At 38.1% G+C, this 24,096-nt stretch carries 20 protein-coding genes and 1 riboswitch; of the genes, 13 read left to right on the top strand and 7 right to left on the bottom strand.

All coding sequences use genetic code 11. The features are described 5' to 3' along the window. The first annotated feature begins 104 nt into the window (after positions 1-104). From NGR58_RS01230 to NGR58_RS01195, 8 genes are all read left to right on the top strand, one after another. Positions 105-839 carry a carbohydrate ABC transporter permease gene (locus NGR58_RS01230; protein ID WP_281737394.1) on the top strand — a complete coding sequence of 245 codons (735 nt, stop codon included), beginning with the start codon at positions 105-107 and terminating at the stop codon, positions 837-839. A 20-nt stretch (positions 840-859) separates the two neighbouring features. Next, positions 860-1,702, top strand: coding sequence for a carbohydrate ABC transporter permease (locus NGR58_RS01225; RefSeq protein ID WP_258087910.1), 843 nt, complete (start codon positions 860-862; stop codon positions 1,700-1,702). A 6-nt stretch (positions 1,703-1,708) separates the two neighbouring features. Next, positions 1,709-2,080, top strand: coding sequence for a hypothetical protein (locus NGR58_RS01220; protein WP_258087909.1), 372 nt, complete (start codon positions 1,709-1,711; stop codon positions 2,078-2,080). Between the two features lie 17 nt (positions 2,081-2,097). Beyond that, positions 2,098-3,939, top strand: coding sequence for a sugar-binding domain-containing protein (locus NGR58_RS01215; RefSeq protein ID WP_258087908.1), 1,842 nt, complete (start codon positions 2,098-2,100; stop codon positions 3,937-3,939). A 41-nt stretch (positions 3,940-3,980) separates the two neighbouring features. Beyond that, complete coding sequence (locus tag NGR58_RS01210) at positions 3,981-5,087, top strand: ABC transporter ATP-binding protein (protein ID WP_258087907.1); 1,107 nt, start codon at positions 3,981-3,983, stop codon at positions 5,085-5,087. 165 nt (positions 5,088-5,252) lie between these two features. Beyond that, positions 5,253-6,779 (top strand): hypothetical protein, encoded by a 1,527-nt coding sequence (locus tag NGR58_RS01205; RefSeq protein ID WP_258087906.1) that lies wholly within the window; start codon positions 5,253-5,255, stop codon positions 6,777-6,779. An 85-nt stretch (positions 6,780-6,864) separates the two neighbouring features. Beyond that, positions 6,865-6,951: riboswitch (SAM riboswitch) on the top strand. Between the two features lie 91 nt (positions 6,952-7,042). Next, positions 7,043-8,236, top strand: coding sequence for a methionine adenosyltransferase (gene metK / locus NGR58_RS01200; RefSeq protein ID WP_258087905.1), 1,194 nt, complete (start codon positions 7,043-7,045; stop codon positions 8,234-8,236). 203 nt (positions 8,237-8,439) lie between these two features. Beyond that, the gene (locus NGR58_RS01195) at positions 8,440-9,078 is read left to right on the top strand and encodes an NAD(P)-dependent oxidoreductase (protein ID WP_258087904.1); all 639 of its coding nucleotides are present in this window, start codon (positions 8,440-8,442) and stop codon (positions 9,076-9,078) included. Positions 9,079-9,136: 58 nt separating this feature from the next. Here NGR58_RS01195 and sstT read toward each other — a convergent pair whose 3' ends face one another. The 4 genes from sstT to murQ all read right to left on the bottom strand — a co-directional run bounded on the left by sstT (position 9,137) and on the right by murQ (position 14,392). Beyond that, positions 9,137-10,390 carry a serine/threonine transporter SstT gene (gene sstT, locus NGR58_RS01190; RefSeq protein WP_258087903.1) on the bottom strand — a complete coding sequence of 418 codons (1,254 nt, stop codon included), beginning with the start codon at positions 10,388-10,390 and terminating at the stop codon, positions 9,137-9,139. 214 nt (positions 10,391-10,604) lie between these two features. Continuing rightward, the gene (locus NGR58_RS01185; protein ID WP_258087902.1) at positions 10,605-11,462 is read right to left on the bottom strand and encodes a MurR/RpiR family transcriptional regulator; all 858 of its coding nucleotides are present in this window, start codon (positions 11,460-11,462) and stop codon (positions 10,605-10,607) included. Between the two features lie 35 nt (positions 11,463-11,497). After that, a complete protein-coding gene (locus NGR58_RS01180; protein ID WP_258087901.1) occupies positions 11,498-13,471 on the bottom strand; it encodes a glucose PTS transporter subunit IIA in 1,974 nt (657 codons plus the stop codon). Between the two features lie 24 nt (positions 13,472-13,495). After that, positions 13,496-14,392, bottom strand: coding sequence for an N-acetylmuramic acid 6-phosphate etherase (gene murQ, locus NGR58_RS01175; protein ID WP_258087900.1), 897 nt, complete (start codon positions 14,390-14,392; stop codon positions 13,496-13,498). Between the two features lie 460 nt (positions 14,393-14,852). On the opposite strand from murQ, the gene spxB reads away from it, so the two are divergent. After that, positions 14,853-16,673, top strand: coding sequence for a pyruvate oxidase (gene spxB, locus NGR58_RS01170; RefSeq protein ID WP_258087899.1), 1,821 nt, complete (start codon positions 14,853-14,855; stop codon positions 16,671-16,673). 103 nt (positions 16,674-16,776) lie between these two features. Here the strand turns inward: spxB and NGR58_RS01165 are convergent, their stop codons facing one another. The 3 genes from NGR58_RS01165 to NGR58_RS01155 all read right to left on the bottom strand — a co-directional run bounded on the left by NGR58_RS01165 (position 16,777) and on the right by NGR58_RS01155 (position 19,480). Next, positions 16,777-17,844 carry a hypothetical protein gene (locus NGR58_RS01165; RefSeq protein WP_258087898.1) on the bottom strand — a complete coding sequence of 356 codons (1,068 nt, stop codon included), beginning with the start codon at positions 17,842-17,844 and terminating at the stop codon, positions 16,777-16,779. A 184-nt stretch (positions 17,845-18,028) separates the two neighbouring features. Next, positions 18,029-18,910, bottom strand: coding sequence for a class II fructose-bisphosphate aldolase (locus tag NGR58_RS01160; RefSeq protein ID WP_258087897.1), 882 nt, complete (start codon positions 18,908-18,910; stop codon positions 18,029-18,031). Positions 18,911-18,913: 3 nt separating this feature from the next. After that, on the bottom strand, positions 18,914-19,480 hold the full coding sequence (locus tag NGR58_RS01155; RefSeq protein ID WP_258087896.1) for a 5' nucleotidase, NT5C type: 567 nt from the start codon (positions 19,478-19,480) through the stop codon (positions 18,914-18,916). 448 nt (positions 19,481-19,928) lie between these two features. Between NGR58_RS01155 and NGR58_RS01150 the strand changes: the two genes are divergently transcribed. The 4 genes from NGR58_RS01150 (at position 19,929) to NGR58_RS01135 (ending at position 24,054) form a co-directional block, all read left to right on the top strand. Continuing rightward, positions 19,929-21,056, top strand: coding sequence for a DUF4767 domain-containing protein (locus NGR58_RS01150; protein WP_258087895.1), 1,128 nt, complete (start codon positions 19,929-19,931; stop codon positions 21,054-21,056). Positions 21,057-21,241: 185 nt separating this feature from the next. Continuing rightward, complete coding sequence (locus tag NGR58_RS01145) at positions 21,242-22,075, top strand: VOC family protein (RefSeq protein WP_258087894.1); 834 nt, start codon at positions 21,242-21,244, stop codon at positions 22,073-22,075. Between the two features lie 178 nt (positions 22,076-22,253). Further along, the gene (locus tag NGR58_RS01140; protein ID WP_258087893.1) at positions 22,254-22,730 is read left to right on the top strand and encodes a glutathione peroxidase; all 477 of its coding nucleotides are present in this window, start codon (positions 22,254-22,256) and stop codon (positions 22,728-22,730) included. 271 nt (positions 22,731-23,001) lie between these two features. Further along, positions 23,002-24,054, top strand: a complete 1,053-nt coding sequence (locus tag NGR58_RS01135) for a 2,3-butanediol dehydrogenase (RefSeq protein WP_258087892.1) — start codon at positions 23,002-23,004, stop codon at positions 24,052-24,054. The last annotated feature ends 42 nt before the right edge of the window (positions 24,055-24,096 follow it).

Here is a 24,096-nt window from a genome sequence, read left to right as displayed (position 1 = left end):
TGTATTTGTTACCACATTTAATAGTTTTCACAATATTCTTTTTAATTCCATTGATTTTTGGTATTTATATAGCCTTTACGAAGTGGGATTTGGTGCGGACGCCTGTGTTTGTTGGATGGGATAATTTCAAAACACTGTTGTTTTCACACTCAATATTTCACGACCAATTAACGAGTGGTTTATGGCACACAATTTTGTTTGTGTTGATTTCTGTCCCATTTTGTATTTTAGTACCACTACTTTTGGCTGTCGTATTAAACACAAAACCAATTTTTGCAAAATTCTTTCAAGGTTTGTTCTATTTACCCAGTCTATTTTCAATTTCAGCAGTTGTTATTGTCTGGTCATTAATTTTTAATCCTAATTATGGTCCTTTGAACACGTTGTTTCACTTAGATCAAGTTTGGACGGGGACACAACCATGGGCATGGATGACAATCGTTATTTTGACAGTTTGGTGGACTATTGGTGGAAATATGATTATCTACCAAGCAGCTTTAAACGGTATTCCACAAGATTATTATGAGGCAGCCGACATTGATGGTGCTTCGCGTTGGAAAAAATTTATTCACATCACATTGCCTAGCATTCGCGGGCAATTGTTATTTACCATCGTGACAACGACGATTGCGCAATTTAATATCTATGGACAACCATTAATGATGACCAATGGAGGACCAAATGGCTCGACCACTGTATTAATGATGAATGTTCAACAAAATGCCTTTGGATCTGGACAATCGTTGGCTGGCATATCATCAGCGATGGCGGTCATTTTAGGTATCTGTATAACGATTGTTTCAATGGTTCAATTATTTCTACTGAGAAATAAAGATTAATACGGGTAGGTGAGAAAATAATGAAAAATAAGAAACAAGGGTCAGCTCAGTGGCTATCGCTAATTTTTCTAATTGTATTGGGAGTTGTTTGGATTACACCATTGTTGTATGGTCTGATGTCATCGTTCAAAAGTAACCTTGAGATGCAGTCGGTTGGTTTTAAATTCTTACCAATTAATTGGTTATTTACTAATTACACAAGGCTATTGCAGAATACATCAAATACACCTGTTTTTCGCTGGTTTTTAAATTCAATTGTTATTTCAGGCGGTTCAACTATCTTGGTGCTGGTTGTGACGTCGCTTTCAGCGTTTGCGTTTTCACGTTTACGTTTTAGAGGTCGTAACGTCTTATTTATGTTCTTGTTATCGACAATGATGTTCCCGCCAGTTATGAACATTATTCCACTGTATAAAATTATGACAACTTTAGGTTGGGCAAATACACCATGGGCAATGATTTTTCCAGCTGCAACAGGAGTGTTCAATATTTTCCTAATTCGACAGTTTATGGATAATATTCCAATTGCGTATGATGAAGCTGCCAGAATTGATGGTGCTAGTGATTGGCAAATTTTTAGAATTGTTATTTTACCATTAATCAAGCCAGTTTTGTTTGTGGTTGCTCTGTTTACATTTACGGGATCATGGAATGATTTCTTGTGGCCATCAATTGTCTTTTCAGATATAAACAAGATGCCAATTACACCAGGGTTAAAGTTATTGCAAGGAATGTATGTTGCCGATATTCCAACATTAATGGCGGGAGCAATTATTGCAATTATCCCAACGTTTATCTTATATCTTGTTGCGCAAAAGTATTTCTTACAATCAATGTCTTTGTCAGTAGGCGTAAAAGGATAGTTGTTTATGTTAGATAAAAAATGGGATAAAAAATTATTGGTTACTTGTGCTACGTGGCAATTTATCGACGGGCTGATTACGATTATTTTAGGATTTTTAAATATGACGAAAATGTCTGATGTTAGTAAAACAGTGCCAATTAGTTCATTTAATGGTCTGGTGGGTACAATGTTTATTTTAGCTGGATTAATCAATTTATTAATTGCTTATTATTTCTTGTTACAAAAAGAAATTAACAAGTGGATCATGCCAATACTAGTGATGGAAGTGATTATTTCTTATTTCTGTATGGATATTATTGCAGTTGGAACTTTGGTACCGGCCGTGATTATTATCAGCTTAAAGAAAAAAAGACAAAGGTTAGTCAACACGCAGTAAAGAAAGTGAGAGAAAGTATGTATCGCACAGAATATCCGGAACCACAATTTCAAAGAGAACTTTGGATGAACCTAAATGGTACTTGGCAATTTGCATTTGATGATAAAGATTTAGGCATTAAAGAAAGTTGGTATCAGCAACACGACTTTGAGAAGAAAATTGAAGTCCCGTTTGTTTATCAAACAAAGTTGAGTGGTATTGATGATCAAAGTGAACATGGCATTGTTTGGTATCAACGTCACTTCACTGTTGAAGAGGCAGAAGATTTTTCGAAAATTTTACATTTTGGAGCTGTTGATTTTGAAACAGATGTTTGGCTTGATGCCCAACACATTGGCAAGCACTTAGGTGGGCATACAAGTTTCTCTTTTGATATTACTGATTATGTTTCAGTAGGCGAAGAACATGTTTTAACAGTTCGTGCAAAAGATCCAATTCGTGATGAAGAACTTACTAGGGGTAAACAAAACTGGACAGGGGAAAGTGCTGGTATTTGGTACACCAATACGACTGGAATTTGGCAAACTGTTTGGCTAGAAATGAAACCATTAACCAATTTGGCAAGTATTAAATATGTGACAGATATTGATAAAGGTAATGTAAACATGACGGGTGAAATTGCCAATTTTCTACCTGGGACAGAAGTTGTTGCTGATATTAAATTTAAAGGTGAACAATTAGCAAAAGTAGCTATTTATCCAGAGGAAGGCTCATTTGAATTAAGCGTCAATGTATTAGGTAAGCATATTTTCCGAATGGGGTACCACAATGAGGGGTGGATGTGGTCGCCTGAGCATCCAAATTTGTTTACTGTTAATTTTCAGACAACCGCACCAGGTGCAAAAACTGATCAGGTAGCATCGTACTTTGGTATGCGTAAAATCCATACTTCTAAGGGGATGGTTTATTTAAATAACCGTCCATATTATCAAAAATTAGTATTGGATCAAGGATATTGGCCAGAAGGGTTATTAACAGCGCCGAATGATGAAGCCTTTAAAAAGGATATTACTTTAGCAAAAGAAATGGGATTTAATGGGGCTAGATTGCATCAAAAGGTTGAAGATCCACGTTTTCTATACTGGGCTGATCAATTAGGGTTTATTACATGGGGAGAATGTGCAGCAGCGCCAGTATTTACACCTAAAGCTGAAACAACATTGTACCAAGAATGGTTAGAAATTATTGAAAGAGATTATAATCATCCATCAATTGTGACTTGGGTTCCTATTAACGAAAGTTGGGGTGTGCCACATGTACATATTGATCGGCAACAACAACACTTTACTCAGGCCTTGTATCATATGATTCATTCATTAGATACAACCAGACTTGTACAATCAAACGATGGTTGGGCACAAACCGAAACGGATATTTGTGCAGTTCACAATTATGCTCATGGGACGAAGGATGACCTTGAAACATATAACTATTACGCTGAAACATTAAGTTCTTGGGAGAAGATTATACGGAATCCGCCTGTATGGGATATCTTTGCTGATGGTTTCTCATACAAGGGACAACCCATTCTCCTAACTGAATTTGGGGGTATTGGTTACAACAAACATACACCGTCAGAAGGATGGGGTTATACAGGTGCAAAATCTGATGAGGAATTCGTAAGTGAGTATCAAAGAATTATAAGTGCTGTAAGTCAATCACATTGCTTATATGGTATTGTTTATACACAATTAGCGGATACGGAACAAGAGGTGAATGGTTTACTAACAGTTAATCGCGAACCAAAGGTTGATCCGAAAATTATTAAAAAAGCTAATGACTTTTTTATTCGTTCGTTTGTTGAAACGCCACAAAAAGATGTAGAAATTGTTGATGTTTTAGATGATAACTTGGACTAAGGGTTTAGTCAGAATTTATAGAAGGATAGGGTGACATTCTAATGGTTCAAATAGCGCTGGATCACATTTATAAAAAATATGAAAATGCTACAAATTACTCGGTGACGGACTTTAATTTGCACATTAAAGATCAAGAATTTATTGTTTTTGTTGGTCCATCAGGGTGTGGTAAGTCAACAACTTTACGTATGATTGCTGGATTGGAGGACATCTCAAAAGGTGAGTTAAAAATTGAAGACAAAGTTGTCAATAATGAGTCACCAAAAGATCGCGATATAGCAATGGTTTTCCAAAACTATGCTTTGTATCCACACATGACAGTGTATGATAATATGGCATTTGGTCTTAAACTTCGTAAATATGACAAGACTGAAATCGATAGGCGGGTTAATGATGCAGCTAAGATTTTAGGATTAAGCGAGTATCTTAAGCGTAAACCATCGGCTTTATCTGGTGGCCAACGTCAGCGTGTTGCTTTAGGACGATCAATTGTGCGTGATGCACCAATATTTTTAATGGACGAACCACTATCTAATTTGGATGCTAAATTACGTGTTTCAATGCGAGCAGAAATTGCAAAATTACATCAACGATTGAATACAACGACAATTTACGTCACTCACGACCAAACTGAAGCAATGACGATGGCGGACCGGATTGTGATTATGAAAGAGGGAAAAATCCAGCAAGTAGGAACGCCTCAGGAAGTCTATGATAATCCAGCAAATGTATTTGTTGGTGGATTTATTGGGTCACCAGCAATGAATTTTTTCAATGTGATTTTTAAGGGTGACCGAATTAGTGACGAAGAAGGGAATTTTGAGCTTGAAGTACCACAAGGGTGTGCTAAAGTATTGAACGATAAGGGATATCAAGGTAAAAAAATGATTTTTGGAATTAGACCCGAAGATTTACATACAGAGAATGCTTTTTTGGACACTTTCCCCAATGCGGTTGTTTCTGCAACAGTCGTCGTATCAGAATTACTTGGTGCTGAGTCACAATTATATAGTAAGATTGGTAATGCAGAAGTGGTTGCTAAAGTTGATGGACGTGATATTAAAGAAACTGGATCAGAATTGAAACTTGGATTTGATTTGAACCGTTCACATTTCTTTGATTCTGAAAGTGAAGTCGCAGTCTACTAAATTAATGAATAGGGTTAAAACCAGTATCGGAAATTTCTGATACTGGTTTTTTAACAATAAAACTGTTTTTTAAACGTTTGAATAATTTTGCGTCATGAAAAATATTGTTTTAAGAGCACAAACAAAGTAACATGTGACTATAATTATTTGCTGGAAGGTTACCTTATGAAGTTTAAAAAACAATGTGTAACAGGGAAAAGGAATAAGATAGTTCCTGAAATAAAAGATTTCGAACACTTTGTAAAAAAGATGGCTACAAGTGATAGTTTATTATCACGTCAACAATTGACTAAGTTGACACAAATGAGTCAAGTGACATTACGTCCATTGCAATTACGTTTGAATGGCAAATTACCGAACCGACCATTGAATTTATCATTGATTGTTTATAAAAACGACGTACGGTTAAGACGATTACATGTTATTTTGCCGACAGGTGAGGTAACCGATATCTATCAATTTTTGAATCAGCTCAACGCTCTATTAATAGAAGACATTTCTGAAGATGGTTCCTATGACAATATTATGATGAAATCTGAACCAAGCGTACAAGTAGCCACAGCCGACAAACTAGATCGCGCCAATCAAACATTGAAGCAACGGATTAAAAAGCTAACAGAAACAAAAATTCAGTTAGCATCACGATATGAAGGTGCCCAAGTAAAAGTAAAGCAACAAGCAAATCAACTAGCGACTAGCGATAAACAAAACCAGGAGTTACAGTTAAAAATTGGACAACTTAAACAAACAATCAAAGATTATCAGTTTAAATTTGCTAAGCAAAAAGAAGAAATGGGCATTATCCGTGAACAAATTCGTATTAAACAGACAAAGCAGAAACGAAAAAAATTAATGCAACAGTCCCAAGTTAGTGAACATGTTTGCCCAAAATTAGATGATACACAACTAAAGAAAGAAATTACTGATTTACATAATCAGATTGCTAAAGCACAACAAGAATTACAGGCGTATAAGAAGCAACGTACTGATAGTTTGCAAGTCAGCCGCTCAGAAAAGATCAGACAGTTGACCAGTGAATTGAATTTAAATTGTATTGAGGATTATCATCCATTACTTCGTTTAGTTCATAAGTATAATGAATTAGTTGCTGAGGATTTGGCTTTATGGCAACAAATTCAAGGCCGTTTCGTAAAGGCCGATAATCGATGGCAATTTATTGATCAAAACAGTCAGTCTTATGAATTGTCTGAACTATCTTTAAATGGCATTCTACTAGATGAACTGACAACTAATTATTATTATTCAGCACGTCAACGGTCTGATACGGGTCATATTATGTTGATTAGACGGTTAACTAAGCAGGTAACTAATGGCCAAATTGCAAATCATAAAAATGAGATGAGTGGCCCAGTACGCCTAGTGAATAAGCAAGTGTTAATTATTTCTTGGTGGGGCGAAACAGTTAAAAATGCGGCGAAAAAATTAAGCTATTTTGGCATCGACGTTGTTTGGCTAGATCCATCAGATATTAGCAATGATAAAATTATGCATGAGATGAATAAGACACAATATGTTTTTGAGTTAATTGTTATGCGGGGTGCCCACCATGAGACGGTAACAGCAGCACATCGTCTGCGTCGATCTGGTAGACAAGTCAAGGTAGCAAATAATCCTGGGGCAAGTGCAATGTTTGATTACGTTAGTGGCGCATTAGGATTAACTAATGGCTAGTAGATAGTTGATGTGCAAAAATAACTTGCAGAATGATAAAAAAATCAGTATTATAGTTTAAGTATTAGAAAGTAAATAACTCGACATCCTATCAAGAGTCAAGGAGGGACTAGACCCCGTGATCTGACACCAACTACCGTACGGTGATGTGGTAATTTCTAGCAGATGGGCGCATATCGACTGAACCCCGACGTGCCGCCTATGTGTGGTCGTCGGGGTTATTTATTTTGATTTTTCTATATAAAGGAGATATTTAATAAATTATGTCAGAAAAGCATTTATTTACATCAGAATCAGTTTCAGAAGGTCATCCAGATAAAGTATCTGATCAAATTTCAGATGCCATTTTGGATGCTGTTCTAAAAGATGACCCACAAGCACGTACAGCTGTTGAAACATCAGTCACTACCGGTTACGTTAACGTGTTTGGTGAGATATCAACAAAAGCATATGTGAATATTAATGATATTGTACGTAAGACGTTGAAGCGTATCGGATATGATGATCCCGATGCTGGCTTTTTAGCTGATGATATTCATGTGGGCGTTACGCTGGATGAACAATCACCAGATATCGCGCAGGGTGTTGATGCTGCTATTGAGCAACGTGAAGATGGTGGTGTTGATCCGCTAGACCAAATTGGTGCTGGTGATCAAGGGTTGATGTTTGGTTTCGCAACCAATGAAACCGATGAATATCTACCATTATCAGTTGTTTTGTCACATAAATTAGTTAAGAAGCAAGCTGATATTCGTCGTGCGGGTATTTTAGATTATTTGTTGCCTGATGCCAAGGCACAAGTAACGGTTGAACTTGACGACAATGGTAAGCCATTCCGCATTGATACGGTCGTTTTGTCGACACAACACCGTGCATCGGTATCATTGGAGCAATTGCGTCGTGATGTACGTGATCTTGTGATTAAGCCAATCCTACCTGCAGATATGATTGACGACGAGACACGTTACTTGATTAACCCAACAGGTCGCTTTGTTATTGGTGGACCTAAAGGGGATGCTGGTATGACCGGACGTAAGGTCATCGTTGATACTTACGGTGGTTACGCTCGTCACGGTGGTGGTGCTTTCTCTGGAAAGGATGCCACAAAGGTTGATCGTTCAGCTGCTTATGCTACTCGTCACATTGCGAAGAACATTGTTGCTGCTGGGTTAGCTGAAAAGGTTGAAATCCAAGTTGCCTATGCCATTGGTGTGGCAGCACCAGTTTCAGTTAATGTTGAAACATTTGGTACTGGTAAGGTCTCTGATGATGGATTAGTTGCCGCTATCCGTGATTTGTTCGAATTACGTCCAGCTGGTATTATCGAAGACTTAGATTTGCGTAAGCCACGTTATGAAGCAACTGCTGCCTATGGTCACTTTGGTCGTCCTGAATTGGACTTGCCTTGGGAGCGTTTGGACAAGGTTGATGAATTGAAAGCTTATTTTAATAAATAATCAAAAAATGTTTGTGAAAAGTTATTTTCATAGATAAATTGAGCCCCGTAAGTTGGCGTAATTGCCAAGACTTGCGGGGCTCAATTCATATGCTATGAATGTGGTTAATGAGTTATGTTAAAATTAACGTCACAAATGGTTTTGATGATGCTGAAGTTGGATGCGGTGTTTTGTTTTTATGTTAAAAGGAAGGTCATGATATCATGCAAATTACGATTTTTGGTGCAAGTGGTAAAACTGGTAGACTAGTCGTGCAACAGGCTTTACGTCGTGGTTATCAGTTTGTTGCTTATGTCAGAGATGCAACAAAGTTATCTTTCACGGACGCAAATTTAAAAGTTGTTCAGGGTCAGTTGGATGAATTAGATAAGATCAAACAGGCAGTGACAGGTAGTCAAGCAGTTTTAAGTGCGCTAGGTCCTACTGGTAAAAAAGAAAGTGATCAGCAGATTAGTTCGGGAATGGCTAATATTGTAAATGCGTTGGATGCGCTTGAGATTAAACGATTTATCGTGCTATCAACCACGAGTTCACAAGATCCACATGATATTGATAGTATGAAATTTAAGTTAAGGCGTGGCATGATTCGTATTGGACGGCCTAGTGCTTACGAAGCAATTGTTAAATATACTGCATTAGTACGCCAGTCTAAAAGTGATTGGACATTACTTAGAATTGCATCACTATTAACCAATGCATCATTAACTAAAAATGTACAAGTTGGCTATTTGGGTAGAGACAAATTCAAGGCTAAATTATCACGGGCTAATCTTGCTTGGTTTATGCTAGAACAGATAGATAGCACAGAATTTATATGCCAAGCGCCGGCAATCAGTGACTAAATTAAAACTCCGATTCAGTAAGGCTACGTGAACCTACTAAATCGGAGTTATTTTTTATTTAATTTGCTTGGTTGGCTCGTGCTACAGCAGCCTTAATATTAACAGGTTGACCAGCTTTACGCAGATCACTGTATTCAGCTGTTGCAGTGAATAATAAGTCGGAAGCTGAATTAACAGCTGTTTCTACGGAATCTTGGATAACGCCGATGACGAAACCAATACCAACAACCTGCATTGCAATATCATTGCTAATACCGAATAAGCTACATGCCATTGGAATCAATAGCAGCGACCCACCAGCGATACCTGAAACACCCGTTGAAGCAATTGCTGTTAGGAAGCATAGAATCAAAGCTAGTGGAATTGAAAATTCCATGCCTAGTGTGTGAGTAGCAGCAAGTGTCATGATTGAAATTGTGATAGCAGCACCACCCGAGTTGGCTGATCCACCAAGTGGAATCGAAACGCTATAGCTTTTTTCGTTTAACCCGAGACTCTTACATGCATCTAAGTTAATGGGAATATTGACCGCACTACTACGAGTAAAGAAGGCAGGAATTCCTGAAACCTTTAACGTCCACCAAGCTAGTGGGAATGGATTTTGGCGCGTTAATACCCACACTAAGAATGTATAAACGACTAAGTAGACGAATATCATGGTACCAACTAATAGTAGAACTAGTTGTCCATAACGCATCACGCCATCAGTTCCTGTCTCTACTAAGGCTTGATGAATCAGGCCAATGATACCAAAGGGTGCACATTGAATGATCCAACTAGCAACTTTACCAATGATACCTGATAAATCTTGAATAACTGACTTTGTTGTTTGACTAGCCATTTGTAGAGCGATACCTATCAAAACAGACCAGAATAGAATTGTTAGATAGTCGCCTTTCATCACGGCTGAAACAGGATTTGACACAATGTTAGTGATCAAATCATTCATGATTGATCCTAAGTCTTTTGGTGCATCAGCGCTATTAGCTGTCGTTGCTTTAGATAATGCCAATTTTATTGGGAATAAATATGAGGCAATGACTGCAGCGACGGCAGATAAAAAGGTTGCTCCTAAATATAAAACAATGACGGTTTTAAAATGATTATGAGCACCTTTTTGATATCCCGAGATCGATGACATAATGACCATAAATACCAATAGTGGGGCAATGGCTTTTAAGGCACCGATAAATAATTGTCCTAATACATCAATCCAGGTCCAGGAAGGAGCAACAACTCCAACGAAGACACCGATAATAATAGCAATTATTATTCGAGCAATTAAGGGGATTCTGATGTATTTTTGTAACATACGTTTTTCCTTCCGCGTAATTGTTCTACCTAAATTTTAGGTGAAAAATTATAATATTGTTAGCTTAGTTTATCGGTGGAATAGCATAATGTCAACAAAATAATGATAAATATTATATTTAAATGATAAAAGTCCTAAATTTTGAACTTTTAGTTAATAAAAAGGCTGAGACATTATTTGTCCCAACCTCTTCATGAGTTCATTGCATTAATATTTAAGCATGATTATCATAAATTTTATTGATTCGTGCTCGTGTTTCTTCGACTTTCTGTTGTGATTCTTGATAGTGCTTACTAATATAGGCGTAGAACAAGATGTCAACAACATATAATTGTGACAGTAATCCGGTTGTTGATGCGAAACGGACCTTGTCAAATTGCTGCGAGGTCGTTGTTAGCGTGATATCACACTCGCGAGAAATCTCAGATTTAATGTCATTGGTCAACACAATGATCTTTAACCCTAAATCAAGGCTGATTTTTTTAAATTTTAAAGCCTCGAAAGTGTGGCCCGATTCAGATATGACAATGGCTAAGTCTTGGCTGTTTGCCGTTGCCTGCATTGTTGTTATCATTTGATGGAAATCAGTGTGGTAGATAACATCTAAACCAACTCGAGTAAATTTTTGCTGAATGTCTTGTGCAACGAGCGATGAGGACGTGACGCCGTATACGAAAATATGACGGGCGTTTTCTATTAACTTTGTCGCATTTGCAAAAGCGGCCGTTTCATTTTGTGCGGTAACGACATCGGGTATTGTTTGAAAACGTGCACTGGTTTTTTCCAAAATAGCTGTAATTGGTTCGTTTGCTTCAACTTCTGTTAAATCACGATTATTTTGATCACTGTTTGTTGTGACAGCAATGTCTAATTTCATTGCAGGGAAACCGCTGTAACCGAGTTTCTTTGCAAAGCGGACGACTGCCGAGCTACTTGTCTGAGTAAGTTTGCCTATTTTCTCGGCTGTGGCATCAATAGCTAGCTGCGGTTTTTCTAAGAAAAAATTCGCTATTTTTCGTTCACTAGCTGTGAAATTTTTTTCTGAAGATAAACGTACAAATAACGAATTCATGATTAACCTCGTTTTGTGATTTAAGATGTGATACTTTATGTTTCATTAACTTGTATTATAACATCACCAGCTTCGACGGTTTTTTCTGCTGGGCTAGTCACTGATCCAAAGTCGGCACTATTTGTCAGAATAATCGGCGTTATTGTTTGATAGCCTGCAGTTTGAATGGTTGGCAAATCCATGTTGACCAGTGGGTCGCCAACTGAGACTGTTTGACCTTCTGTGACCAAAATATCGAACCCTTTTCCTTGTAGATTGACAGTGTCTAATCCCATATGAATAAGCACTTCTTCGCCTTGTTCACCCACTAAACCAAGTGCATGTTTGGTAGGAAAAATGGTTTGTACTGTACCATCAATAGGTGAAAGTATTTCGCCGTTACTTGGTTGAATAGCAACCCCTTGTCCCATCATTCCCGTAGAAAATACTTCGTCAGGAACATTGTCTAACGCTATTAGCTGTCCTTTGGCAGGTGCTTTGATTTCAAAAGATTCAGCATGTGTTACTGCCGTTGTTTCGTTTGTAACAGATGATTCTGTTGTGTTTGCTGTGGTAACGGTCTTTGCTTCAGCCTTTAATTCTTTTGGGATACCGAAGAAGTAGGTAAGGATAAAACCACCAATATAACCAGCAATCAAGCCAATAATGTAGTATAGCGTTTTATTGTGGGCAATCAGTGGGATTAGTGCCCAGCCAGATGGTCCAACAGCGATTGATCCGACATGACCAAGCATGCCAATTACGGCACCACCAATACCTCCACCAAGACAAGCAGTAATGAATGGACGACCAAGTGGCAGGGTTACTGCATAAATCAATGGTTCACCAACCCCTAACAAGCCGACAGGCAAGGCACCTTTAATATTCTGAATTAATCCTGACTGCTTATCATCTTTGCGGAGGAATAACCATAGGGCAAATGCGGCACCAACTTGTCCTGCTCCTGACATGGCAAGAATTGGCAATAGTGGGGTGCTTCCCATTTGGTTGATCATTTCTAAATGGATAGGAATTAAAATTTGGTGTAATCCAAGCATGACCATTGGTAGGAATAGGGCTCCTAGAACAAATCCAGCGACAGGACCACCAACATCTAAGACAACATTAATAAATTGTAGTAAGCCATCTGAGACAACACCTGCGATTGGCATAATCAAATAAATAGTTGCTAACCCGATTGCCAACAGACTTAAAGTGGGTGTAATGATAATATCGACAGAATCTGGAATCCATTTATGCAGTCGTTTTTCAACTAATGATAGTAGCCAAACAGCAAAAATGACCCCAATGATACCACCTTGACCAGCGGCAAGATCTTGACCATTAAATAAGTTTTGGATGGTTGTATCCGTGGTCACACCTGAAAGTAAGGTGACAGCACCGACAGTACCTCCTAAAGCAGGCGTTGCGCCAAATTCAGTCGCAGCGTTAATACCTGTATAGATGGCTAGATACGTGAATAGACCATTTTTAATAGCATTAAGTACCGTTACCAGTTGCGTCATCGCATCGCCAGTTAAAGTACCTGCAGTCAGTAAGTTTTGCAAAATAGAAGCGACTCCAGCAATGATACCAGCCCCAACCAGGGCAGGAATCATGGGGACAAAAATATTTGCCAATGACTTTAGAATGTTTTTAAATTTGTTTGGTTTATTATATTTTTGTTTTGCAGCCGCCTTATTTTGATCTGTTTGTTCATTCAAGTCAGCATCTTGCTGCGACTGATTTTGATCAGGGAATGTTTCACCTAATTTCACGCCGACAGAATCAACCATACTTTGGGCGACTTTATTAACTTTTCCAGGTCCCACAACGACTTGTAATGTTTCATCCTCAACAACGCCAAGGACGCCAGGTATTGCTTTTAATGCGTCAAGGTCGGCCTGACTTTCATCTTTTAAGGTTAGCCTAACGCGTGTCATACAGTGAATTAATTTTGAGACATTTTCTTTACCACCCACATGTTGGAAAATGGCTTGTCCTAATTGATCATAGTCTTCATTCGCCATAATAATATCTCCCCAATTAAGTGACTAAAGTGACTTGTTGATAAAACCGTTAGCATGCTGTAATTTTTCTTCAGCTTCATGACGGTCAACACCTGTTAGAATCATAACGATTGCTACTTTAACGTTTTGGTTTGCTGCGGTAAATGTTTGTTCTGCGATTTCAAAGGAGCAATCGGTTGCCTCCATAATGATATGTTTGGCACGCTCGATCAACTTTTCATTGGTTGGTTGAACATCAACCATTAGGTTTTTATATACTTTACCGATGCCAATCATTGAAATAGTAGAAATCATATTTAAAACCATTTTTTGCGCAGTACCGGATTTCAAGCGGGTAGAGCCAGTTAGAAATTCAGCGCCAACGTTGACTTCAATGGCTGTATTCGCGTGTTGACTAATCAAAGCATCAGTATTTAGGGCTAAACTAACTGTCGCTGCCTGTACACTTTTCGCGTAATCTAACCCGCCAATCACATAAGGCGTGCGGCCACTTGCTGCTATTCCTATCACCGTGTCATTTTTTGTTAAATTCAAATTTTTTAAATCATTTGGTCCTAAAGTTAGGCTGTCTTCAGCGCCCTCGACAGCGTGAATCATGGCTTCTTGACCACCGGCAATTAAACCAATCACTGTATCAGGACTGACCCCAAAAGTTGGTACACATTCGGCGGCATCCAAGACGCCTAGACGGCCACTGGTGCCAGCCCCCATATAGATAATGCGTCCGCCGGATTGCAGAGAGTTGGTTGCTTTAACAATCGCGTTTTCAATGGCGGGCAGGGCATCAGCAACTGCCAAACCTACTTTTTGATCTTCATTATTCATTAAAATGGCTGCTTCATGAATTGTTAAGCTATCTAGATTCATTGTTTGTTTGTTGCGCTTCTCTGTTGTTAAGTTGGTTAATTCATTTATATCCATTAATTTCTCCTTTTATGAAAGCGTTTTCTTATTATGTCGTCATTATATCGTCTAGGCAATTTAATTTCAATAAATTTCTTTCTAAATATATTGTTGAAATTTTATTTCAAAGAATGTTATAAAATGTTGTTTTTTAAACATTTGAAGGTTTTGTGAAAATATTCATTAATTGTTAGTCGATGGATATCCAATAAATATGATGGCGAAAAACAATTATTTTATATATGAAACATTTTTTTGCACATAGTATTATTATATAAAATAATCTTAAAGTATTGTTTATGTTAATTAAATGATTATATTAGAAATCTATTTGCAGTATACACTGCATGCGCATTTATATTGTTTTTATTTATCTAATCAAAAACTAACTTGACGCATACTGTTATTTAAAATACAATATAATTTGTAGAAGTAAGAAAGCGCTTCCAGAACGCAAACATGTAGGGAGATATGTTAAATGTCAGAGAATAAGATAACTGCTGGATTAGCAGCTTTGAAGGTTATGGAAGGTTGGGGTGTGCCCACTGTATACGGTGTGCCATCTGGAACTTTGAGTGGATTCATGAACGCCATGGGTGATCCTGAAAACAACGTTAAGTGGTTGCAAGTTAAGCACGAAGAAGTTGGTGCTATGGCTGCCGTTATGCAATGGAAGTTTAGTGGTAAACTTGGTGTTACTGTTGGTTCTGGTGGACCTGGTGCAACACACTTGATTAACGGTTTGTACGATGCAGCAATGGATAACGTTCCTGTATTGGCAATCTTGGGTTCAAAGCCAGTTCGCGAATTGAACATGGACTCATTCCAAGAGTTAAACCAAAACCCAATGTACGAGAGCATTGCCGTTTACAACCGTCGTGTAACGACTGCTGAGCAATTACCTCACTTGGTTGACGATGCTATCCGTACTGCTATTGCTAAGCGCGGTGTAGCTGTGCTTGAAGTACCTGCAGACTTTGGATTTGCTGAGCTTGATGCAGACTCAATCTACTCAACACCATTGTATTCTTCAGGACTAAAGTTCAAGAACTACAAGTCAGCTCCTGTTGATGAAAAGGATATTGATGAAGCGGTTGAACTATTGAACCAAGCAAAGCGTCCAGTTATTTACGCTGGTGTTGGTACAATGGGACATGGACCAGCCGTTCAAGAATTGGCTCGTAAGATCAAGGCACCAGTTATTACTACTGGTAAGAACTTTGAGACTTTCGACTGGGACTTCGAAGCTTTGACTGGATCAACATTCCGTGTTGGTTGGAAGCCAGCTAACGAGTCTGTTCTTGAAGCAGATACAGTATTGTTCGTAGGAACAAACTTCCCATTCTCTGAGGTTGAGGGTACTTTCCGTAACGTTGAAAAGTTTATTCAAATTGACAACAACCCAGCTATGCTAGGTAAGCGTCATGAAACTGATGTTGCTATCCTTGGTGATGCTGGTGAAGCAATCGATGCTATCCTTTCTAAGGTTTCATCTGTTGAAGAATCAGCTTGGTGGACTGCCAACATCAAGAACGTGCAAAACTGGCGCGATTACATGAACAAGCTTGAGCAAAAGTCTGAAGGTGATCTTCAAGCTTACCAAGTTTACAATGCTATTAACAAGTACGCTGCAGAAGATGCAATCTTCTCAACTGATGTTGGTAACGTTACACAAATGTCAATCCGTCACTTGCACATGACACCTAAGAACATGTGGCGTACTTCACCATTGTTTGCAACAATGGGAATTGGTTTGCCAGGTGGTATTGGTGCCAAGAACGTTTACCCAGATCGTCAAGTTTGGAACTTGATGGGTGATGGTGCGTTCTCAATGACTTACCCAGACGTTGTGACAAACGTTCGTTATGACATGCCTGTTATCAACGTTGTATTCACTAACACTGAGTATGGATTTATCAAGAACAAGTACGAGGATACTAACGAGTACAACTTCGGTGTTGACTTTACTGATGTTGACTACGCCAAGATCGGTGAAGCACAAGGTGCTGTTGGTTTGACTGTAAGCCGTATCGAAGACATTGATAGTGTCATGAAGAAGGCTGTTGAATACTACAACCAAGGCCGTGTTGTTGTTATTGATGCTAAGATCACTAAGGATCGTCCAATCCCTGTTGAGACATTGAAGCTTGATACTAACTTGTACAGCGAAGATGTTGTTAAGTCATACAAGGAAAAGTACGAAGCAGAAGATCTTGTACCATTCCGTGAGTTCCTTGAAGCTGAAGGTCTAACTTCAAAGTACATCAAAGAAGATAACGGTAACAAGTTTAGCTTCTAATTAAATAGATTTATAAAGTACCATGAGCATTTCGCTGATGGTGCTTTTTTGCTGCAATAAAAAAGTGGTTGGGACATTTATTTTTCCAACCACTTTGGGAATATTAAAATTTAATCTCTGAAACATACATCAATTTTCTGCGATAATCCAGTTCGATAAAATCAGTTGGTTGTACATGACCAGGTTCTTTATCGAAATAGTTGGCATCGGCAATCTGAAGCATGGTATAAATAAACTGTGAACAAAACATAATGTTACGACGAGTGGAATGTTTTGTCACTAGACCTAGGATATTATAAGCACTACCTGTTTGATTGATTTGTTTAATTGTATTCAAGACTTTTTGCTTTTGAGCAACTGAGACAGGTAGTCGATAAATTAATACTGATGCATCCTCTTTTTTATGAAATGTTTGAATCATTTCAGGATTTAATCCGGGTGGATAAACCCGCTCTCCACCATTATAGCTGATGATAGTTGTTAAATCGGCATCAAAGCTAAGTGAGGCATGATTAAATTGCTTTTGGGTAAACAGACCAATTAATTCGCTAGCAGCGCTACCGGTATTTGAAATAACAATATAGAGTGCTGGGTCCGCTAATGATTGTTCAGCCTTTTCAAAATAGTTAGCGTCCAAAGAACCATTATTAATATAACGGATTGAACTGTGCCGATTTAAATCACTAAAAATTTCCTGGATATTTTGGATCGATAGGGTATGCCGAAGTTTACCAAAAGTATCAGTTGCCTGATGAATGCGTTGTTGATTGAGTTTCATCTGTGCGAAGGTAATTGTGCTAACTTCTTCTACTGATGGTAGATAGAAAGAGGTGCTCTTTGCATGAACAACGACACCTTCTAATAAAAATGGTAGGGGTAACAACAAGGCAGCAATAAAGGACAGTAAGAATTGGCTAGTACCTTGATTTGAAAAAACAATAGTTGTGTAAAAAGTAAGTTGCAAAATCATAGTAAGCGCGTAACTGAATAATAGCGTCAATTTTAAGCCAAAAGAATATTGCACCATCGTGAATAGTTTAATAGTTAAAAATGCGAAAATGAAAATTGCAGTCAGAGCAAACAAAGGTAGTGTGCCAAATAGTGCGATAACCAACAATAATAAAGAAGCGATTATCCAAATAAAACGTTGGTAATTAAGGATGTTATTCATATAAAAGTTTGCCCCTGTTTGATATTAGCCTATAAATAGAATAAAGAGATGCTTTAAATATACTACCGTATCTAGTATTAAAATAGTAGATTTAATTGTGCTTGCCCACAAAAAAACAAGCCACACTTGTTAGAAATTTATCGGCAGTTATGACTTGTCTAAATAATATGATAATTTTTGTTGTTTAAGCTTGGTTAGCATTACCAAAGACGTCGATACGATCAACCAAGGCACTCTCAATTGCTTTGACACCAGTTGCTAATAACTTACGTGGGTCGTAATTCTTACCCTCTAAGTCATGATCAGCAAGGATGAAGTCACGCAATGCTTGATGGAAAGCTAGTTGAGCTTCAGTGTTAACGTTGACCTTTGATACACCCATTGAAATGGCTGTACGAATTTGGTCATCTGGGACACCTGAACCACCATGTAATACAACTGGCACTTTATGACCAGCGGTTTCGTTGATAGCAGCAGTGATCTTTTGGAGATGGTCAAGGTGGAGTCCTTTCCAGTTGTCAGGGTAAGGACCATGGATATTACCAATACCGGCAGCTAAGAAATCGATACCAGTTTCTACCATTGAAATAGTTTCTTCAACAGGCGCAATTTCGCCATTGCCAATTATGCCATCTTCTTCACCACCAATCGTACCAACCTCGGCTTCTACAGAGACACCCTTTGCGTGTGCCAATGAAACGATTTCACGGGTCTTAGCCAAGTTTTCTTCTAGTGGTAGGTGAGATCCGTCAAACATGACTGAAGTAAATCCAGCAGCAATTGCAGACTTTGCTGCTTCATAATTACCATGGTCAAGGTGGATAGCAATTGGAACGGTGATATTTAGCTCATGGTCAAGATTACGAATTAAATCAGCGACAGTTTTAAAGCCGCCCATGTATTTAATAGCTCCCATTGAGGCAGCGACGATGGTTGGTGCTTGTTGAGCTTGTGCAACGCGCAAAATTGCTTCTGTCCATTCAAGGTTGTTGGTGTTAAATGCCCCAACTGCATAACCAGATAAACGAGCCTTTGAAACGATAGCTTCTCCTGAAACAATAGTCATTTTTTATTCCCAACTTTCTTTTTTAAATTCTGTCGTGGCGTGACGAAGTTGATATTGATTCGTTTTATTTGCCAGTGCAATATCCTTGCGCAAAGTACCTTCATTAGCATTAGCAATACTAATTAAAAAGGGTACAAGTTTTTCTGTCCACACTAATTGATCGTCATAGCCATATTGTAGCCAAAAACTGTCGATTTTAGCGTCATCCCAATCGCTGGCGCCGTGATAAGGACGGTCATCTAATAACAAACTATTAGGCATTTTTACCAAATCTTTTTTGTGGGTCATAACGACCTTCTTATAGAATGGGCTGTCGACATCGTTACCAAAGTAATCGGTCAACCATTCAATTTTATCTTGCCAAGAACTAGGGTTTTCCCAAGGCGCAGTAGAAAGAATATATAAATCAAAGTGTTTTGCTAATTCTTTGACACCATCAATTGCACCAGGTAATGGCTTTAGGTGGCGGAAAATACCAGGGATTTGGTCTGGCTTCTTTACATTATATTTTTGGACATTTTGACTTTCAGCATTTAATACTGGCAAAGTATTTACTAGCGTATTGTCCATGTCAATAAATAGTTTTTTAATAACATTCCCTCTTTTCTGCGTATATGTACTAACGTGACACAAAAAGAGTATACAGCCAAAATATTTGGAACACAAGGCAATTTTCCGTAATGGTATATGTTCACAAAATGTGTGAAAATTATTTTCATTTGTGAATCTTGCACTTTTCGCGCTCATATCTGTAATGATAAAAGTATATAATCGCATAAAAGCAGCCTTTAAAACGTTTGTGCGGTTTTGTGCGAAAGGTTCATTATTAGTGGTTAATATGTGAATAATTATATTGGTATATAAAAATATTTTGGTAATTATAAAAAATAAAAATTATTTTCATCCTTTGTAGTTGGGAATTTATTATCGACATAAAGAAAATTTACATGAGTTCCCTATTATATGGGATAATGGTAAGAAGAAATAAACGTCATTAGGTTATTGGAGGATTTAAACGATGACCGATAAAGAAAGATTACGCCAGTACCAAGACTTGTTGGAAGCTGGTGCTATTACCGAAGAAGAATATAATGATATGACTAAACATCTACGAGAAAGAATTCAAGCAGATGAACAGTCAACAGGTGAACATCAAGAAGCGACGAAGGTTGATGACAAGGCCTCAGTTAGTGAAGATACGACTGATTCAGTTGTAGATGAGACACCAGCTACTGACGAAGATGTGGCTGAAAATCTATCAGTAAAGACGGGTGAATTGGATGAGACAGTGACTGATAAAGAAGAATCAGTCACTAACATGCCAGGTGAAGAGCCTGCAGATCAGGTCATTCCAGAAGTGCTTCATCCAAATGATGATCAAGAAATTCAGCCAGCAGTTAGTCAGCGACCAAAGCGTAATTACGATATGATCATTGCAGTTGTTGTTGTATTGATTGTATTGATAGGTGGTGGGGTTGTCGTGGTTAAACATAACCAGCAAAATGCACAGATTGGTACTGAAACGACCAAAAAGGATACGAGTAAGTCTGATGATGCGGCTACAAAGTCATCACAGAAAGCTACTGCCAAAAAGGATGATAGTGAAAAGGAAAAATCAAGTAGCAAGCAGAAGAAAGACTCAGAAAAGGTGGCCGCGCAATGGTCAGAGGATCAGACAAAGAAATTAGCTGATTACATGGGTGTCTGGCAGAATGCGGTAGGTCAGACATTTGTCGGGACCTATAATGGTGATACACCAAAACATTTGGCATACAAGTTCCCTGACGCGCTAAAAGAAGGCAAGCTTGATGGACATATAAAACTTGATAATGAAGATGTGAAATTTACTTGGTCAGCTAAGGCTGATAAAAAAGCGGATTATCAAGTCGTGGCAGTTGCTACTGGATCTCGACAGGGTTCAGATAAACCCACGTCATATTTCTTTGTGATACATGATGGGCAAGGGGTCGTTTATGCAACTGAGACAGCAGATGGTGACGACTTAGAATTAACGAAAACACAGAATGCTGATTTGCAGAATAATTTTGCTAGTATTGTGAGTGAAAAAGCGGATGATTCATCAGCAACGTCAGAATCACAAGCAAACATTACTTTTGATGACGATGTAACAGTATCTGAATCTTAATAAACGCGTTTATGCTATAAAATTTATAGCCTTATAATTAATACATTTTTAGCAAAAAAGGAGGTTGGGAACGTTGTTTTGTCCCAACCTCCTTTTTGCTGCGTTCGGATAAACATAGCTATTATGTGAATATTTATGATACACTTACTTTTAGTAAACAAAAATAAAGAAAGAGAAATGAAAAAATGGAAACAACAAGATATGATATTCAACATTTAACGATGCGTGTTGTGGATGAAGAGCGGACACGTGTTTTTTATGAAAAAGTTTTAGGGTTGGTAGATGTTTCATCAGATGATAAACATATCGGTTATGCGTTTCGAAAAGGCGAAGCACCATTTCTAACGATGTTATTAAATGGTAAAGCACAAAGCGTTGCCCAAACAGGGTTATACCACGTTGCCTTATTGTTTCCAAATGCAGCAGAATTAGCGTCACTATTGTATCGCTTACTAACATTACAGATTCCAGTTGGGGCAGGTGATCATACAGTTAGTGAGGCATTATATATTAATGATTTTGAAGGCAATGGTATTGAGCTTTATCATGATCGAGATCCAAAAGGTTGGCAGTGGACAGACGGTCAGGTGACGATGGGAACCAGTGAGGTAGATGCAGATGCATTGCTGAGCAAGAAAGAGCACGAATGGACAGGATTTCCTGTAGGCATGAAGATTGGTCATCTTCATTTTATGGGCAATAACTTAGACGTAGCTGATCATTTCTTTTTAGATTTTCTACAAATGGATTTAGTTACTGATATGCGACCTAGTGCTAGCTTTTATTCAAATAATCATTATCATCACCATCATGCCGTTAACTTGTGGCAAAGTCAGCATAGTGAGCTTCGTCATCTTAACGAGGCGGGCATTTTTAGTTGGCAGGTTATTGTTGACAAAAAGTATTTTTCATTATTAGCAACACGTTCTAATAACATGCCAGGATTAAGGGAAAATACTAATGACCAAATTAATATTATTGATCCAATGGGTTCGCTATTAACGATTATTCATGACTAATTGACATGGTTTTGTATTTCTTAGTGCTTACTTTTAGTCAATGTTAACCTTATAGGTTTATAATAATACTTATAAGAAAGTTTTGTTATAAAAAGATTACCTAAATAGTAAATGTACTTGTACATGGCATTGTGTGAGTGATATGTTTAATGCTTTTATTTTTAGAAAGAAGGGTACGATGGCATCAATTTATGATTTTGCGGAAACGGAAATGAACGGTAAAGAAATTAACTTAAAAGATTACGCTGGTAAAGTGGTGATCATTGTTAATACAGCCAGCAAATGTGGATTAGCCCCACAACTCGAAGGGTTAGAATCTCTTTATAAAAAATATCAGGATGATGGCTTGGTTGTGTTAGGCTTACCATCAAATCAATTTAAGCAAGAACTAGATACGGATGAAGAAACGAGTGATTATTGCCAAGTACATTATGGTGTGACATTCCCCATGACCAAGCGTGTGCTGGTTAATGGTGACGATGAAGATGGATTGTTTACGTATTTAAAAGATATGTCAGGGAATGGTCCTGTAAAGTGGAACTACACTAAGTTTTTGGTTGGTCGCGATGGGCAACTCATTCATCGCTATGCACCAATTACTAAACCTGAGAAGATGGAAAAAGAGATTATTACAGCATTAAAAGTCAAGGCATAATGTCTTTATTGTGATTTTGTAAACAATAGTAAATACTTGCAAAAATTATGATTTTATGATGTAAGGGTTTTCATGTTACAAATTTCACTATTATTGTTGTCATATCAGCGTTTCCTGAAAACAGGACTTTAATTGTCCCACTTTTTGGCAACTGACCCTATTGCACCATTTGAAATTAGAGAATAAAATGTAGTTGTTCATGAGATACGGATTTCATGAAATGATGATTTTAGTATTTATTTTTATAATTTATGTTTTTGGGGGTATTAACATGAAGGCAGCAGTATGGCATGGTGTAAAGGATATTCGTGTTGAAGATGTAGACTTGAAACCAGCAAAAGATGATGAAGTCGTTATTCGTGTGGCATATGCAGGAATCTGTGGTAGTGATTTGCATGAATACTTAGAGGGTCCTGTATTTATTCCGGTTGATAAGGTTGACGAATTAACTGGTGGTGAAGCACCAATTACCATGGGACATGAATTCTCAGGCGTCATTGAGTCAGTTGGTAAGGATGTTAAAAACTATAAAGTCGGTGATCATGTTTCAGTTAATCCAACGGTTACACATGGGGAATCACCAGACGACGTTGATGTTTATGATGGTTATAGCTTTATTGGTTTGAGCTGTAATGGTGGTTTCGCTGCGCATGTTAATGTGCCAGAAGGAAACTTATATGCATTACCAGAAGAGTTCCCACTAAAGTTGGCTGCGACTATTGAGCCAACTGCTGTTGCTGTACAAGCTGTTAAAGAGGGTGGCTTGAAGTTCGGTGAGAAGGTTGCCATCTTTGGTGCTGGACCAATTGGTGTGTTAGTTGCTGCTGCTGCTAAGGCTGCTGGTGCAACTAAGATTGTTGCGGTTGATTTATCAGCTGTTCGTTTGGAAAAGGCATTGGCCATGGGAGCAACTGATGTTGTGAACCCTAGTGAAGTTGACGATGCGGTTGCAACTGTTCGTGAAATTTTGGGTGGAGGCGCAGACGTTTCATTTGAAGTTGCCGGTGTACAACCTACCTTTGAGCAAGCAATCGATGTGACAAAGGCCCGTGGAACAGCAGTGATTGTTTCAATCTTTGCTCACCCAATCTCATTTGATCCAATGCAATTAATGAACGCTGGTGTTAAGTTGACTTCAACCATTGCATACTCACGTGAGACCTTCCAACAAACTGTTGACCTAGTTAGTTCAGGCCAGATTAATGTTGAGCCAGTTATTACAGATATCATTGGTTTGGATGATGTTGTTGAAAAAGGATTTGATCGTTTGTCAACAGACAAGTCACAAGCCAAGATTTTGATTGACTTAACTAAAGAAAATTAATTTTCAAATAATGAAGCTGGAACAGATAAAATGTTCTGGCTT

The sequence above is a fragment of the Weissella fangxianensis genome (genome assembly GCF_024718545.1).
GTDB lineage: Bacteria > Bacillota > Bacilli > Lactobacillales > Lactobacillaceae > Weissella > Weissella fangxianensis.
This window is presented reverse-complemented; position numbering and strand designations above follow the sequence as displayed.